This is a genomic window from Pseudomonas sp. xss_2 (genome assembly GCF_043104195.1).
GTDB classification, from domain to species: domain Bacteria; phylum Pseudomonadota; class Gammaproteobacteria; order Pseudomonadales; family Pseudomonadaceae; genus Aquipseudomonas; species Aquipseudomonas urmiensis.
Genome location: NZ_JBICKL010000049.1, coordinates 13,673 through 30,244, shown reverse-complemented (window position 1 = coordinate 30,244; position 16,572 = coordinate 13,673). Strand labels below are relative to the sequence as shown.

14 protein-coding genes are annotated in these 16,572 nt (G+C 54.1%); 7 read left to right on the top strand and 7 right to left on the bottom strand.

Annotated elements, in window-relative coordinates; genetic code table 11:
* Positions 1-43: 43 nt before the first annotated feature.
* The 4 genes from ACF8K2_RS11295 to ACF8K2_RS11280 form a co-directional block, all read right to left on the bottom strand.
* Positions 44-871: an ABC transporter permease gene (locus ACF8K2_RS11295; RefSeq protein WP_392464871.1), complete on the bottom strand. Its 828-nt coding sequence runs from the start codon at positions 869-871 to the stop codon at positions 44-46.
* A 5-nt stretch (positions 872-876) separates the two neighbouring features.
* The gene (locus tag ACF8K2_RS11290) at positions 877-2,118 is read right to left on the bottom strand and encodes an ABC transporter permease (protein ID WP_392465090.1); all 1,242 of its coding nucleotides are present in this window, start codon (positions 2,116-2,118) and stop codon (positions 877-879) included.
* A gap of 26 nt (positions 2,119-2,144) precedes the next feature.
* The gene (locus ACF8K2_RS11285) at positions 2,145-3,218 is read right to left on the bottom strand and encodes an ABC transporter ATP-binding protein (protein WP_392464869.1); all 1,074 of its coding nucleotides are present in this window, start codon (positions 3,216-3,218) and stop codon (positions 2,145-2,147) included.
* A 142-nt stretch (positions 3,219-3,360) separates the two neighbouring features.
* Complete coding sequence (locus tag ACF8K2_RS11280; protein WP_392464868.1) at positions 3,361-4,413, bottom strand: ABC transporter substrate-binding protein; 1,053 nt, start codon at positions 4,411-4,413, stop codon at positions 3,361-3,363.
* Positions 4,414-4,842: 429 nt separating this feature from the next.
* Between ACF8K2_RS11280 and ACF8K2_RS11275 the strand changes: the two genes are divergently transcribed.
* The 7 genes from ACF8K2_RS11275 to ACF8K2_RS11245 all read left to right on the top strand — a co-directional run bounded on the left by ACF8K2_RS11275 (position 4,843) and on the right by ACF8K2_RS11245 (position 13,853).
* Entirely contained in the window at positions 4,843-5,379 is a 537-nt protein-coding gene (locus ACF8K2_RS11275; RefSeq protein ID WP_392464866.1) for a 2,4'-dihydroxyacetophenone dioxygenase family protein, read from the top strand.
* A 109-nt stretch (positions 5,380-5,488) separates the two neighbouring features.
* A complete protein-coding gene (locus tag ACF8K2_RS11270) occupies positions 5,489-6,373 on the top strand; it encodes a LysR family transcriptional regulator (protein WP_392465088.1) in 885 nt (294 codons plus the stop codon).
* A gap of 405 nt (positions 6,374-6,778) precedes the next feature.
* Complete coding sequence (locus ACF8K2_RS11265; protein ID WP_392464864.1) at positions 6,779-8,854, top strand: hydantoinase/oxoprolinase family protein; 2,076 nt, start codon at positions 6,779-6,781, stop codon at positions 8,852-8,854.
* A 10-nt stretch (positions 8,855-8,864) separates the two neighbouring features.
* Entirely contained in the window at positions 8,865-10,658 is a 1,794-nt protein-coding gene (locus ACF8K2_RS11260) for a hydantoinase B/oxoprolinase family protein (protein ID WP_392464863.1), read from the top strand.
* Between the two features lie 173 nt (positions 10,659-10,831).
* A complete protein-coding gene (locus ACF8K2_RS11255; protein ID WP_392464861.1) occupies positions 10,832-12,178 on the top strand; it encodes an MFS transporter in 1,347 nt (448 codons plus the stop codon).
* A gap of 179 nt (positions 12,179-12,357) precedes the next feature.
* Entirely contained in the window at positions 12,358-13,440 is a 1,083-nt protein-coding gene (locus ACF8K2_RS11250; protein WP_392464860.1) for a hypothetical protein, read from the top strand.
* Positions 13,395-13,853, top strand: a complete 459-nt coding sequence (locus ACF8K2_RS11245; protein WP_392464859.1) for an SIR2 family protein — start codon at positions 13,395-13,397, stop codon at positions 13,851-13,853. The genes ACF8K2_RS11250 and ACF8K2_RS11245 overlap by 46 nt, the downstream gene beginning before the upstream one ends.
* A gap of 7 nt (positions 13,854-13,860) precedes the next feature.
* Here ACF8K2_RS11245 and ACF8K2_RS11240 read toward each other — a convergent pair whose 3' ends face one another.
* The 3 genes from ACF8K2_RS11240 to ACF8K2_RS11230 are packed head-to-tail and all read right to left on the bottom strand — an operon-like array spanning position 13,861 to position 16,569.
* Entirely contained in the window at positions 13,861-14,079 is a 219-nt protein-coding gene (locus ACF8K2_RS11240; RefSeq protein ID WP_392464858.1) for a hypothetical protein, read from the bottom strand.
* Positions 14,080-14,134: 55 nt separating this feature from the next.
* Positions 14,135-15,736: a GMC family oxidoreductase gene (locus ACF8K2_RS11235; protein WP_392464856.1), complete on the bottom strand. Its 1,602-nt coding sequence runs from the start codon at positions 15,734-15,736 to the stop codon at positions 14,135-14,137.
* Positions 15,733-16,569 carry a shikimate dehydrogenase family protein gene (locus ACF8K2_RS11230; RefSeq protein WP_392464855.1) on the bottom strand — a complete coding sequence of 279 codons (837 nt, stop codon included), beginning with the start codon at positions 16,567-16,569 and terminating at the stop codon, positions 15,733-15,735. Before ACF8K2_RS11230 ends, ACF8K2_RS11235 begins: the two co-directional genes overlap by 4 nt.
* Positions 16,570-16,572 lie beyond the last annotated feature (3 nt).

Here is a 16,572-nt window from a genome sequence, read left to right as displayed (position 1 = left end):
TCAATAAGCTAATTCGGAATGAAAGTGACCTTAGATATTTTTATTATTCCACCTCTGTTTTAAGCCGCAGCTTTTCACTCCGACGGCGCAACTTCTCGATGGTGAGGAGCATGAGCACCGATAGCACGACCATGATGGTCGCTACTGCAGCAATACTTGGGCTGATATTTTCGCGAATACCGGAAAACATCTGGATAGGCAGTGTTTTTTGCGTCGGGCTCGCGAGGAATAGTGTTACTACCACCTCATCGAAGGACGTTGCGAACGCGAACAGTGCGCCCGAGATAACGCCAGGCGCGATCAAGGGCAGTACCACTTTAAAGAAGACCGTCAGCGGTGGAGCCCCTAGGCTGGCGGCGGCACGGCTAAGGTTGACGTTGAAGCCCTCAAGCGTCGCGCAGACGGTGATGACCACGAACGGAACTCCCAGCATGGCATGGGCCAAAATCAGGCCGACATAGCTGTTCAAGAGCTGCAGCTGTGCAAAGTAGAAGTAGAAACCTACAGCAACGATGATCGTTGGCACAATCATTGGCGAAATGATGAACGCCATGATGATTCGCTTGAAGGGGAAGTTACCCCTGGACAAACCTACCGCTGCGAGCGTGCCGAAGATCATCGACAGGATCGTGGCGAAAGGTGCAATGATGAAGCTGTTTTTAAACGCCAACATCCAGTCCTGAGATGACAGGAGTTCCTGATACCAGCGCAGTGAGAAGCCATCCATCGGGTAAGTCAGGAACGAGGTGGAGTTGAAGGACAACGGGATGATTACCAAGATTGGTATCACCAGAAATCCTAGAATCGCCCAGCACAGCACGACCAGCCCGAAGTGGACAATTTTCTCTAACGGAGTTGCATAGAGGTTCATAGGGGTCACCGTGCCTTGCTGGCCGAAGAGTCAAGCAGCTTGGTGTAGACGAAGTAGAGGATCAGCGTGGCAACCAGTAGCAGCGCGCCCAGTGCCGAGGCCATGCCCCAGTTCACGGTTTTGTTGGTGTAGAACGCGACGAAGTAGCTGACCATTTGATCCGCAGCGCCGCCAACGAGGGCCGGGGTCACGTAGTAACCGATAGCCATAATGAACGTCAGAATGCCGCCGGCTGCCAGGCCAGCGAAGGTCTGAGGCACGTACACCCGCACAAACGCTACAAACGGATGCGCGCCCAGCGAGACCGCTGCACGGACATAGCTTGGAGAGATGCTCTTCATCACGCTGTACAGCGGTAAAATCATGAATGGCAGCAGGACGTGAGTCATCGCGATCACAACACCGATGCGGTTGAACACCAGCTGCAGCGGAGCGTCAGTAATCCCCAACGCCATGAGCGATCGGTTGATCAGGCCATCGGATTGCAGAAGCACGATCCAGGAGGCGGTGCGCACGATCAGTGATGTCCAGAATGGCAGCAGCACCATGATCATTAGCAGGTTGCTGCGGTGATCCGGAAGCGTCGACAACCAGTAGGCGACCGGGAAGCCCAGAGCAATACAGAGAATCGTGACAATCCCCCCGATCTGGAACGTCCGCATGAAGATGTCTATGTAGATTGCCTGGTTCGGGCTGGCCTTGATGATCTCACCGGTTTGGGCGTCTACGCGGCGATCCATTGCAGCGAGCAGGTAGTAGCTCGTCACGGCAGACGAGGCCTGCTTGATGGCCTTCCAGGTCGATACTTCACTCCACCCAGCATCAATTTCCCGCAGCGCTCCCTGCTTGGATGCCACGTCGGCCTCTGGAAGTTGTCGCATGGTTTTATTGAAGAGCGAGCGCAAAGCCGGATTTTCGTAGCTCAAGCGCTTAACAAGTGCACCTGCCGAACCTGAATCTGTTGCCGAGCGGAGATCTTCTACGATGGCGGCGTAGACGGGTTCGGGTGGCAGGTCGGTGCCGCTCCAGGTGGCTAACAAAGTCGACGTTTGGGGAAGTGCGGTGTGCACTTCAGGGTTGTCGACACTGCGGCTCAACATGGTGCCAATAGGAAAGGCAAAGCAGGTCAGTACGAACAGGAACAAAGGTGCAATCAGCGCCAGGGATTTCGCCTTGTAGAGTCGCTCGGCTCGCCGCAGCCCAGCCTTCAAGCTGGAGCCGCGACCTTTTTCAGTGGCGTTAGGCATTACGAGGGAATCGTTCATGGCGCACCTCACTGAACCGGATCAAGGGCGCGAGCGTGCTCAATGTCCCAATCGAGCGTCACAAGGCTGCCGGATGCCCAAGCAGGGTTCATCTGCGAGATGGGTAGCTTCACCATGAAATCTTTGTTGCCTGCAGCTTCGGTGATCATGCGGACATGGTCGCCCAAGTAAATGTACTCGCGGATTCGAGCTGGAATTTGGCCTCCGCTATCTGCCACCTTGATACGCTCAGGGCGAATGCACATCGAAACCTTGTCACCCACTTGATTGAGGTCGACCAGCTGAGCGTGAGCTTTGGTGCCATCCGCGAGCTGGATCTCGCCGATGGCTCCATCGATCTTGGTGATGACGCCAGGGATAGCGTTGTTTTCGCCAATAAACCGAGCCACGAACGATTTGTTAGGGGCTTCGTAGATCGTGGCTGGGCTATCGATCTGCTGGATCATCCCGTCGTTGAACACAGCAACGCGATCCGACATCGTCAGCGCTTCACTTTGGTCGTGAGTTACGTACACCACGGTCAGGCCCAGCTCTTTGTGCAGGTGCTTGATTTCCAGCTGCATGTGCTCACGCAATTGCTTATCCAATGCGCCAAGAGGCTCGTCCATCAGAACAAGCTTTGGTTGGAATACGAGCGCGCGTGCAAGCGCCACGCGTTGCTGTTGGCCACCGGACATCTGGGCGGGATAGCGTTTGGCGAGGTCTTGAAGTTTCACCATTTCGAGCGCCCGTTTAACCTTCAGGGCGGCATCAACCTGATTTATTTTCCGCACAGACAGTGGGAAAGCCAGGTTTTGCTCAACGGTCATGTGAGGGAATAAGGCATAGTTTTGAAAGACCATGCCAATATTGCGTTTGTGGGGCGGCTGGGTGTGAAGAGGCTGATTTTTGAGCAAAATCTCACCTTGGGTGGGGCGTTCGAACCCAGCGAGCATCATCAAACTTGTCGTTTTCCCCGAGCCGGATGGGCCCAGGAGCGTAACAAATTCGCCTTCGGCAATATCAAGGTTTAGATCTTTTACGACGAGCTTTTCACCGTCATAAGTTTTTTGTATTTTTTTGAAAGATACTAAGCAGGTCACGATGAACCTCTACTCAATGAAGGAGCGAAAACGTTGCCGCAGACCAGCACTCCGCCATCGAGCAAAGTGCATGAATCACAGCCCATTATTACTGTCAGTGAAGCCTGAACTTGCGCCCCTTAACGGGGCGCAGCCCTAATTATTATTTCTGGGCAATCCATGCATTGAAGCGTTCGGTCAGGGGTTCGATGTTGTCGACCCAGAAGTCCACGTCCAGCGGAAGCGATTGTGCTTGGTTCTCTGGAGTGGTGGGCAAGTCAGCTCGCAGCTCGGCTGGAACAAGCTCGTTCGCTTTCTTGTTGGTGGTACCGTAGGCAATAAACTTTGGCAGCTTGGCTTGGTTTTCTGGCTTGCTGTTGTACGCAATGAAGTCCATGGCAGCCGCTTTATTTTCCGATCCTTTCAACACAGTCCAGGAGTCGATTGCTGCAACACTGCCGTTCCAGACAAATTTGAAGTTCTTGCCTTCGTTTCGGTTGAAGCCAGTGATTCGACCGTTATAGGCAGAGCTCATAACGACATCGCCTGCCGACAGCATCTGTAGAGGTTGAGCGCCCGCTTCCCACCAAACGATGCTGGACTTGATGCTATCGAGCTTTTTGAATGCGCGGTCTACCCCTTCGGGGGTGCGGAGAACATCGTAGACCTCATTGGCTTTCACGCCATCAGCAAGCAAGGCAAATTCAAGAGCGTATTTCGGCCCTTTACGAAGGCCACGCTTGCCTGGGAACTGCTGTACGTTGAAGAAGTCGGCCCAAGAGGTTGGGGCGGCCTTCAGTTTGTCGCCATCATAAGCCAGGCCCGTGTTCCAAACGATGTTGCCGACTCCGCATGGGCTAACTGCTTCCTTGATGAAGTCGTTCTTATCGCCCACCTTGGCCCAGTCGATCTTCTCATAGAGGCCGCTGGCACATCCCAGAGCGAGATCCTCGGCCTCAACTTCGACGACATCCCAGTTCGGAGCACCGGCTTTTACTTTGGCTTCAAGTACACCGACGCCGCCGTCCCAGCTTTGATCCAGAACGGGTTTGCCGATCTGAGCGCTGTACGGCTTGAAGAAGATTTCGCGCTGAGCGTCTTGGAAATTACCACCCCAAGAGACGATCGTAAGATCGCGTGCGAATGCAGGGACTGCAATGGACAGGGAGGCGCCGGTCAGGATTACGGCAAGGACATTACGGCATGAGTTATGCATTTTTATACCTCAGTGACGCGTCAGGGTGGTTGGTGGTAGAAATTATTACCACTCGACCTTCAGGCTTGCAAGCAATTTCGCAATGCCCTATTTCCGTCATTTCATGGTTTTTAGGCGTATTTAGGCGCAAAATCACATGATTTATGCCTTTGTGTGCGGGATTGTCATAATTCTTATGACGTTTTTTTCTTGCGTAACATGCGTTTCTCCTCTTGATGATCGTTTCCTCTTGACACACAGGCTTGAGTAGTCTGCGAAAGGCGCACCAAAACGGGACGTTTGTGGGGCCTGTGCACCTTTCTTGCTTTGACTGGCAGTCACACCTGATGTGAAGAAAGAGGGGCTTATCGGCAAAGCTAGCCCCCTATACCTTGTACTCCACTGGTCACGCCGCACCGTACGGCGTGCACCTAGACCGGAGAAAAAAGAATGACTAGCCTGAATAAACCTGATCAGCTCGCGATCCCGTACCAGCTTCCCCAAGTGCCCTTCATGTCTCCCGACCTGGTGCACCTGGGCGTCATGACCGATTGGCTCGCCGATGACAATCTGTGGGTGCCTGTTACCGATAGCGTTTCCTTTAAGCCTCTTCTGCTGAGTGTGAGCGGCGGCTACTACGTCAACCTGCTGCGTGTTCGCCGCTCTGGCGTACTGTCGCGTCACCGTCACACTGGTGGTGTCCACGCCTTGGTTCTCAAGGGTCGTTGGTACTACTTGGAGCATGACTGGATTGCGGAAGAAGGTTCCTTTGCTTTCGAGCCGCCAGGAGAAACCCACACCCTGTTCGTACCAGAAGGCATCGATGAAATGATCACCTGGTTCCATGTACAGGGCGGTTACACCTACGTAGACCCTCAAGGTAATGCCGTTGGCTACGAGGACGTCTTCACCAAGCTTGAAGCAGCCCGTGCGCACTACAAGGCGATTGGCCTTCCAGATGACTACATCGAAAAGTTCATCCGCTGATCAACAGGGCGCCCAATGGGCGCCTTGTTCTTTTAGGGGTACGCTGCGCTAGCATGTGTATTCACAACCTTGCAGAGATCGCCCGGTGGACAAAGAAAACTATTCGCAGATGTTGGCCTTTCTCTGGTCGAATGAGCACGGGAGTTTCTCGTCAGCCGCTCGCGCACATGGCTTATCCCCGTCAGCTATCAGCAAGCTAGTGACCCGCCTGGAAAACCGTCTATCCGTCAGGTTGTTTCAGCGCGGCACCCGGAGCTTGACGCTAACGGAGGAGGGGGCAATCTATCTTCGTAGTGCCCGATCTGTAATGGATGCCATGGCTGAGGCTGATTCTCTGGCAGAGTTTTTCCCGGCCAAGATAAGTGGAACGCTACGTATCCACACCATGGCTACTTTCGCCAAGCACCAAATCATTCCTTGGCTCCCGGACTTCCTCCAGGTTCATCCTGATTTGTCGATCGAAATCGAGGTAGGTGCCCAGTTTGTCGATCAGTTTGATCAAGGTCTAGATATCGCGATCCACAGCGGCGTCCTACCAGACTCTTCAAGGGTCGCCAGACGGATTGGTGAGTCGAGCTGGATCACCTGCGCTACGCCCGAATATCTCGCGGCGCGGGGTGAGCTAGAGAGGCCTGAGGATCTGCTCAAGCACGATTGCTTCCACTTCAGCTTCAATAGTCCATGGAATGTGTGGAGCTATGAGGTCGATGGGAAAGCGATGGTGGTGCCGATCAAGCCCCGATCAACGTTCACTCAGGGGGATCTGCTGAGATCTGTAGCCTTGAATGATGGCGGGATCGTCCGTCTAGCTGATTTTCACATCGGCGCCGACATAAATGCGGGGCGACTTGTCCCCGTGCTGGATGAGTATCGATCCAGGGTAGTCCAGCCCATCTACCTAATCTATGCCAATCGGAACAATTTGAGCCCACGAATCCGCGTCTTTGTGGAGCATCTTGAGCGACAGATTGCACTCCATCCTTGGAATGTGTGACGTGCTCGGGTAACGCCGAAGCACGGTGTTACCTCTCCGACCTCTCCGCAACATGCGCTACCTCAAGGGCGCTCTTTCGTCCCGCTAAGCCGTTGTTTTTCAACATTTTATTTTATGTGGCAATAGGGTTTCTTGAACATTTCCGTAAGAAAAATGCTCCCAAAAACCGGTTGATGCGCCAAATTGAGGGTGGTAAGAATAGTAACCACCCAGGCGAGTTGACCAAGGTTAGTAGGGGGTGAAGCATTTTTCATGCCGTCCCATGTAGCGCTCGTACTGGGCGAGTCGTACCGGCAACTCCGTAATTAAATCAATCGTGCATTTCATTTTTGCGCACGCCCGCCTGTGCGCGTGAAACGCATGTGCTTATGTCGAGAATGAAATAATTATAACTGGTGCATAATAATGACCTATCGAATTTCGGTTGATACTGGTGGTACCTTCACGGATGTTGTTGTATCAGGTGCAGAGCATAAGCTGATTATCGGAAAGTCGCTGACCACACCTGAGCGTGCATTCAAAGGTGTTCGTAACTCTATTGAAGACGCCGCCGGCCAAATCGGGATGACCGTTGAAGAGTTGTTGTCGAAGACCTCTTTGTTCATCTACGGCACCACTCGGGCTACCAACGCGATCGTTACGAAGCAAGGCGCCAAGACTGCATTCCTCACGACTCAAGGTTTTCCCGATATCTTGGTCATGAAGGAAGGTGGCAAGGTCAATGCTCATGACTTCAGTAAGGACTACCCCGAACCTTATATTCCTCGCCGACGTACCTTCCAGATCGAAGAGCGTATGAGCTCCGAAGGGACTGTTTCGCGCGAGCTTAACGAGGAGCAAGTGAGGGAAGTTCTGCAAGCGCTGGCTGCTGAGAAGTATGAAGCCGTCGCCGTCACGCTACTTTGGTCAATGGTAAACCCCACCCACGAACTCCGGATTGGCGAACTCATCCAAGAGGTGCTGCCTGGCGTTCCGTTCACCCTGTCGCACCAACTCGTGCCTATCCTACGTGAATACCGGCGCGCTTCCGCCACCGCGATTGATGCATCCCTCAAGCCGCTGATGCAAGCGCACCTGCGGGGCCTCGAAGAGGATCTGCGGGCAGCTGGGTATACAAACGAAATCCTTGTCTCGACGTCGATGGGGGGCTGTATGCACATCAGCAACCTGATCGAGCGTCCGATCAACATGGCGAAATCCGGCCCATCCATGGCCCCTGTTGCTGCACGTAGCTTCAGCAACCTCGAAAGCCTCGGCGGCGATATCATCATCGCTGATACCGGTGGTACGACCTTCGATGTGGGTTTGATCAGAAACAATGAGCTGCTTTACTCCCGCGACACTTGGGTCGACGGAGAGTGGACAGGGCATTTGTTGGGTATCTCCTCCGTGGACATCAGCTCTGTTGGTGCAGGCGGGGGCTCGATCGCCTGGATCGATGACGGCGGCCTGTTGCGGGTGGGGCCGCAGTCTGCGGGCTCGGTACCTGGCCCGGCTTGCTATGGTCGTGGCGGCGTCAAACCGACGGTTTCTGACGCAGCTGCAGTACTTGGTTATTTCAATCCCGCCTACTTCCTGGGCGGACGGATGGAGCTCAACGTCGATGCGGCGCGAGCGGCCATTGCGACTGTCGCAGGGCCGCTGAACCGCACCGTCGAAGAAACTGCGTTCGCCATCTTGAGCATCGCCTCGGAAGTCATGATCAACGCGGTACACGACATCACGACCTCCAAGGGCATCAACCCTCGTGAGAGCATCATGGTGGCTGGTGGCGGTGCTGCTGGTATCAACATCATGCTTATCGCCAAGGAGCTGGGCACCAAGACGGTGTTGGTGCCCAAGCAGGCTTCGGCGCTGTCAGCGTCCGGCATGCAGTTTGCGGATATCGTCACCGAAGAGACCAAGAGCCTTTTCACCACGTCCGGCAATTTTGCAGGTGACAAGGTGGCGGCAGCGCTCAAGGCCTTGGAAGGTTCGCTTCTCGATTTCCGGAAAAATCTTTCTGCAGAGCACCAGGCATGCGAGTACAGCCTCGATTACTCGGTGGAGGCCCGATACGCAAGCCAGGTATGGGAAATCGACGCAACCGTACCTGCAGACAAGATCGTCAGTGATCCGCAGGCATTGTTCGAGGCTTTCCACCAGTCACACGAAAATCTGTTCGCGATGCGCGATGAAGGCAGTGACATTGAGTTCATCAGCTGGAAAGCACGCTTGACTGTCCATACCGGCCTCACGCTCACAGGCAGTAAGGGTGCAGCGAAGGCGCTTTCGTTCGCCCCGATCGATGAGACTCGCGAATGCTTCTTCGGCGAAGCAAGCTCGAAGACCACCGCTATCTTCAAGGGCAAAAACGTCGTGCCGGGCATGGTGCTGGAAGGCCCGTGCATCATCGAAGAGCCCACCACCACCATCGTGGTATTCCCGAACATGTCCGCCCAGGTCACTCCGACCGGCCACTATCTGCTGACCTTCGAGTGAGGAGCCTGCCATGACTGAACAATCCCAACAGCTTGATCCTATCCTCACCTCCGTTCTCTCGAACCGCATTGACGGCATCGTGCGTGAGATGAGCAATACGTTGATGCGTACCGCACGCTCTGCGGTGATCAACTCCGCGCGCGACTTCTCATGCTGCATCGTTACGGGTGACAACCAGCTGCTCGCAGTCGCTGAAGGCTTGCCGATTCACATCTTCGGCACCGACCTGCAGACCCGCGTCATGACTGAATACCATCCGGACATGGCCGAGGGCGACTGCTACCTGCATAACGACCCTTATACCGGGAATACGCACGCCGCCGACCACGCCTTCATGGTGCCGGTCTTCTTCGAAGGTGAGCATCTGTTCACTGCAGTGGCCAAGGCTCACCAGGCCGACTGCGGCAACAGCATCCCGACCACCTACATGGCTGCCGCAAAGGATGTATATGAGGAAGGCTCGATGATCTTCCCGGCAACCCGCATCCAGCGTGGTTACGAGATGGTTGGCGACATTGTGCGGATGATGGAGAAGCGCATTCGTGTACCTAGCCAGTGGTATGGGGATTTCATCGCCGGCATCAGCTCTGCGCGGGTCGCCGAGAAGCGCCTTAAGGAAATGTGCGAGAAGTACGGAAAGTCGACGATCAAGCAGTTCATTCAGACTTGGCTCGATTACTCCGAACAGCGCATGACCAACGCGATTCGCGCGCTCCCGAAAGCTACCTTAGTCAACCACGGTCGCCATGACTCCACACCATTCCTGCCGGATGGCATTCCCCTGATTGTCAAAGTAGAAGTGATACCGGAGGAAGGACGTATTGAGATCGACCTTCGCGATGGCCCTGACAACGTCGACTGTGGCTACAACCAGAGCCAGGCCACTGCGACGGCTGCGGTAATGGCTGGCCTCTTTAACAGCATCGAGGGCGATATTCCAAAGAACGCCGGGGCGTTCCGTCGTGTGCAAGTGCTGATGCGTGAAGGATGTGTCACCGGGATTCCCAAGTTTCCACATTCGTGTTCGGTTGCAACTACCAACGTGTCCGACCGTATGGTCAACCTGACAGGCGCTGCCTTTGCGCAGTTGGGCGATGGTTTTGGGCTGGCAGAGGGCGGGCTGGGCCCAGGCATCGGCATGGCTGTCGTGGGTGGCGAAGATCCACGATACGGTAATGCACCGTTTGTTAACCAAATCCACTTGTGCACCAACGGTGGAGGTGCCTCTCCGACCGCAGATGGTTGGGTGACATTTGGCATTCCCGTCGTAGCTGGCTTGATGAATCGGGATTCCGTCGAGGTTGATGAACTCAAGCACCCGTTTGAGATCAAGCAACTGGCCCTTATGACTGGCTCGGGCGGCGCAGGCAAGTTCCGAGGAGCACCTGGGGCCATCCTGGAGTTTGGTATCAAAGGTGAAAGCATGAGCGTCATCTATCCAGGTGACGGCCAGGAAACACCGCCCCGTGGTGTCCGAGGGGGGGGGGATGGTCAGTTGGCCGAGCGTTGGCTGGTCAAGGCTGATGGTGAGCGGGTTAAGTTGGAGAACGCTGCCCATGTGGTCATGGGGGCGGCAGATACCGTCATCGGAATTGACTGCTCCGGTGGTGGGTATGGCTCGCCTCTGGAACGTGAACCGCAGCGTGTTCTTCATGATGTGCTTGAGCGTTATGAGACGCGGGAGCGAGCTGCAGACATCTACGGCGTTATCTTCACCGGCGATGCTGCGAACGAAACATTGGCTGTTGATATTCCGGCAACTTCGGCAAGACGAGCAGATCTTAAAGGCGTGCAACGCGCTTAAGCTCCGATCTGCGGTGTGGACTGTCCCACCGCAGATCTTCCACCTCCACCCCCTGTAATCCTAGTTGGCACTACTAGGTATCTGGCACGTGCGTCTAAAAATAAAACTGCTCGATGTTTCGGTTTGACTCAATTCGGGAATTAATCCGTAGTATCTAACATGCGGTGAACTCAATGACAGTGCAAAATAGAATAGATAATGTTGTAGCTCCTTATGGGATATCCCCGACTGTACCCTCGCGCGATATTAAATTTGCGACGATGATTGCGTTTTTTGCGTGGGTTTTCGCGGTCTATGACTTTATTCTTTTCGGAACACTTCTACCTGAAATGGGGGCGCATTTCGGGTGGGATGCCGCAAAACAGTCCTGGATCGCCACACTCGTCGCGTTGGGTGGATGTGTTGTCGCCCTGGTCATCGGCCCGATAGTCGATCGGCTTGGACGACGCAAAGGGGTCATCATCACGGTAGGTGGAGCGGCTGTATCCTCTCTCGCCACTGCGCTTGGCGGTAGTTTGGGCACAGGCACGCTTGTGGCCATTCGCTCAGTCGCGGGGTTGGGATACGCTGAGCAGACGATCAATGCTACTTATTTGAGTGAACTCTATGCCTCCACCGACGACCCTAAGCTGGTCAAGCGCAAGGGTTTCATCTACAGCTTGGTGCAGGGTGGCTGGCCTGTGGGGGCGCTGCTCGCTGCTGGATTGACGGCACTGCTCATGCCCCTGATAGGTTGGCAAGGAAGCTTCATTTTTGCCGCCATTCCGTCGTTCGTCATCGCTTTGCTCGCGTTCAAATTGAAGGAAAGTCCACAGTTCTTAATGCACGCGAAAATGAATGAGCTCAAGGCCGCCGGTCAATATTCTGAAGCTGCGGACATCGCAAAGCACCAGGGCTGGGAATCGGGTGATGCAAATACAGGGCTTGCCGGGGTTTTCCGGGGATCCTCTCGCAGAGCTGCACTGATTTTGGGCTTTGCACATTTGCTTTGCTGGTTCCCGATTCAAGTTTTCAGCGTCCTCGGAACTACTGTAATCATTGAGGTTCACCGGGTTTCGTTCGAAAACTCGCTCATGATTCTGGTGATGTCCAACCTGGTTGCATACGTGGGGTATCTCACGCATGGGTGGTTGGGGGATAGGTTTGGTCGTCGAAACGTAATCGGGATTGGCTGGATTCTGGGGGCAGTGGCGTTTACTGCGATGCTTCTGGTGCCGACAAGCTTCAGCGCAATTGTCGCGCTGTACAGCATCGGTTTGTTCTTCTTGATTGGGCCGTTCGCCGCGATGCTCTTTTTCGTGAGCGAAAGCTTCCATACGCCTATCCGGGCATCTGCCGGCGCGGTGGTATCGGCGATGGGCCCTATTGGCGCCGTACTGGCGGGGATTGGTTCGACGTATGTGCTATCGAACGGCGGCACCTGGCTAACCTGTGCGCTTTGGTTTGGCGCGTTCCCGTGCTTACTGGCGGGGTTGCTGATGTTCGCAGCCAAAAAGGTTGATCCATCAAGCGTTCGTTAGATTCTCAAGGGGGCTGCTGCCCCCTTTTCTTTGGCTATATCGCCCTCGCATTCAGCCCCCTTGCATGTGTTCATGTAGCTCCACACTCGTCTTTCTAGCGAGCGGCTAGTTGATGTGGTAGCGTTTGGACATTGCCTGTAAGCAGTCCTTTTCTCTGGTTTGATCTTGCTGGGAGCACCATGTACTTCGACGCATTGGAAGAACGCTTGTCCTCCTATGGTTCTGGCGGTTTTTATTTTTTAGAAGCTTTCATACTGAAGCTGTTAGAGCTTGAGGCTGAAACGTTAGGGCAGAAAATTTTGCAGCATGGTGTGCCGTCTGCCCCTTTTGATGCAACCGCTCCAAATGGGGTTGGCGAGATCAGTGAACCGGTTGTTATTGAGATCACCTTTGCTATAAGCAGTAAAAAGCTTGAGTCTATAATCTCTCATTACTCCAAAAAGGCTGAACCCGGTTATCGATTGCTGGTGATTGCACCCAAGGTGACAGATGATCAGCTTCCGTTCATTCTTGGTGGAGTAAGCGACGCCTCTCGGTTTCCACTTTACCTCTGGGGCAGGGAGAAGATAGATGAGCTGATTGCGAAACATGCGGCTGTTGCAGGGGTGCTTGCTGAAAATATGTTTTCGGTTAGGCTCAAGATGGCCGCAGATCGACCATCTAACGCTTGGCATGAAGAGCGAGATCAAATAATAAAAGATATTTCCGATCAATACCGTGCTGGCAGTTTTTCATTGGCATTGGGAGCCGGTGTATCTAGCAGCGCAGGGTTGCCCGATTGGAATACGCTTTTGAATTCTTTATTTGTTTCCATGCTTTCCGAGGAAAATATTGGAGAGGGTGAGAGTAATCACTCACAAGTGGCACAGATTGTGGGGCGATTGATGGAGGTCGATGGGCCGTCTGCATTGATGCTAGCTCGTTATATTCGAAAGGGGCTGGCTGCGGGGTCGCCGACAGAGCAGCAGGTATTCATCGAGGCTATTACCAAGCAACTGTACGATCTGAGAAATACTGACTTTCCGGTTGAGTCCAAGCTTATTACAGCTATTGCAACGCTTTGCACGCCAACCCGTACTGGAGCCAAGATAAAATCCATTTTGACGTATAATTTCGACGACTTTATCGAGCGGGCGTTGAAGGCCAAAGCGCTTGTGCATAAAAGTGTTTTCGAAGAGTTTGAGACTGCGTCTGCCGAGGAGCTTCCTGTTACCATGTGCATGGTTTCTTGCCCCAGGACAGGTCAGGCTACCCCAATCTAGATCGAAGCACTTTGGTTTTCTCGGAAGAGGGCTATCATCAGATTTATCGAGACGCTTACCACTGGTCTAATTTGGCGCAGTTGAATATATTTAAAGAAACGTCATGCCTCATGATAGGTTTGTCATTGACCGATCCGAACCTGCGTAGGCTGTTGGAAATTGCTTCAAAGTCCCTCGAAAAGCCAAAGCACTTTGCATTTATGCGTCGTTTGAATCCGGTCAAATTTAAACGAGGTGAAGGAAGCACTGCTTTAAAAATTCCGAATGCGGTGATCGAGCGATTCCTTGATCGTCATCATAGTACGAATGAAGAGCTGATGAGGGAACTGGGTGTTACTGTGATTTGGTATGAGAATTACGATGACATACCCACTATTCTCGATAGGATCAGGGTTGGGCAGCGGAGCAGCTAGGGGGCTATCAATCGTCTGCTAAGGCCAACACATCCATGTCGAGTCGGATAATGCATCCCTCAACTGTTGCTAGCGGTGACTTGCTATTCATGATCATGAACATGATTTGACGATCTAGACGCGACAATTTTTTTGCGCAACGTTTAGCTGTGGATTTAACGGCGGCATCCGTTTTGTGAATGCGTGCCGCCAACGCCACGCACAATGTGGCATGGACAATATCCATTAGTTACCTCATCTGCAGCGGGCACATCAGAGTACCCGCTGCGTTCTCATGAGTATCAGTTAGCCAGTTTGGCGTCTTCGATGATCAGGTCTGCTGCTCGCTCAGCGACCGCCATTACAGCGCCTTGAATGTTGCCAGAGATCATGGTGGGCATGACCGAGGCGTCCACTATGCGAAGCCCTGTCAAGCCGTGAACTCGCAGCCGCGAATCCACAACAGCCTCTTCATCCTCACCCATGCGACATGTGCCCAACGGGTGATAGATTGTCTGACCGTTGCGACGAGCAAAGTCGAGCCACTGCTCGTCAGTTTGCACGCCCATACCAGGGCTCGTTTCCTCTTCCAGGAATGGCTGCATTGCCGGTTGCATGACAATCCGCCTAGCGATCTTCATACCTTCGATCAAGCTGATCTGGTCTTCACGCTCACCCAGCATATTCGGGCGGATGGCCGGCATGGCATAGGTATCGTTGGACTCGATGTGGATCGAGCCCTTCGATTTTGGACGCAGCTGGCTTACACCGATAGTCATCCCCGGGTGCTTGTCCAAAATGCGGTTTGCCGCGTTGGCATAGCTCGCATGGACGAAGAAATACTGGATATCGGGTGATGCCAGTGCCGGGTCGGTTTTGACGAAGCCGTGCACCAAGCCAGTACCAAGTGTCAGGATGCCGGTCTTTTTGGTGAAGTATTCAGACACCGCCATCCCAAGCCGCCATCCCCGAGCCATCTCGTTCAGGGTGACCGTATTACGCATCCGCCAATTCATCCGCGTGGCGAAGTGATCGATGTAGTTTTCACCAACCCCGGTGAGCTCATGCTTGAGTCGAACACCCGCATTATCCAGCACGTCGGCACGCCCGATCCCTGAAAGTTCCAGGATTTGCGGCGACTGAATGGCGCCTGCGCACAGAATCACCTCGACCTTGGCAGTTGCGGTGACTTCACGACCATGTCGCTTGTAGGTAACTCCGGTGCAGCGCTTGCCTTCCAAGTTCAGCTTAAGGACGTGAGCGCCCGTTTCGATGCTGAGATTGCTACGGCTACGTGCCGGCTTGAGATATCCGTCTACCACGCTCCAGCGCTTACCGCCGTGCTGGGCGACTTGGTAATAACCAAACCCGGTTTGATCGTCGCCGTTGTAGTCCGGGTTCAGTTGATGCCCATCCTGCTTGGCTGCCTCAATGAAGGCGGTGGAAAGCGGGAAGCGCTCGGTGACCTGATGAATCCGCATCGGGCCTTCGTGCCCTCGGGTCGTATCGCCTTGGGCATAGTTTTCAAGTTTGCGGAAATAGGGCTTGAGGGTGCCGAAGTTCCAGTCCTTGGCACCGGTTGCGGCCCAGGCATCGTAGTCACCTGGTTGGCCACGGACGTAAATCATGCCGTTGATGAGGGTTGATCCCCCGAGACCTCTGCCTCGGGGCACGGCGATTTCTCGCTGGTAGGTTCCAGCTTCGGGCTTGGTTTTGAAGTCCCAATTGTAGCGTTTGTCGACCATCAACTTGCTGAAGCCGGCTGGAATGGGAATCCACCATCCATTGGGCTCACCACCGGCTTCAAGAACAAGAACGCGATGCTTACCCGAAGCGGTCAACCGATTTGCGAGGATGCAACCGGCTGTACCACCGCCTACGATCACGTAATCATAACTGCTCATTTTTGGACTCGGTTTTGTTGGTGTGTCTGAGTGTCGATACCCATTGCTTGGGCCATGTATTCGATTTGGCACTTGAGCATTGGGCGCCCGAAATGGATCGTGCAACCCAGCTTCTCAGCATACTTAAGCAGCGAGGTGTACTCAGGTTGCATGATGATCTCTGCAACAATTTGGTCAGCAGTTAAGCTCTCAACGTTCAGAGGATAGGGGTCATTTTCGTTAAGCCCCATGGAGGTAGCGTTGATCACGAGTTCGTGGCCGGAGGCATCAGGTGATCCAACGCGGAAGTCTACTGTGGGGAAAATTTCGCGAAGCCGCATCACCAGCAGCTCGGCTTTGGAACAGGTACGATTTGCGATCGTGAGCTGTTTGATCCCACTCTCGGCCAAGGAGAACGCGATTGCATTCGCGGCTCCGCCGGCACCCGCCAGGTAGGCCGTTTTGCCCTCAGGGTCGATCCCGGCGTTGCGCAGCCCCGCCACGAAACCTACTCCGTCCAAGATATCGCCATGCAGCCCACTCTTGGTGCGCCGGACAACGTTGGCAGCACCCACCATCTTGGCGGCTGGAGACAATGTATCGCATAGCTCAATGATTGAGCTCTTGTGCGGGACTGTGACGATGAAACCGTCCAGGCTCTCGATGCCGCGAAGCCCTGCTACCACACTCGCCAGGTTCTCAGGCTTTACGTGGAAGGGAACCATGATCTGATCCAAGCCGAGCTCGGTCATCAGACTGTTCATGTCCTCGGGGGTTTTTACGTGATGGATAGGGTCGGCCAGAATCGCAAGGACACGAGTTTTACCGGTGACTGGACGCAGAGTATTAGTCATCGC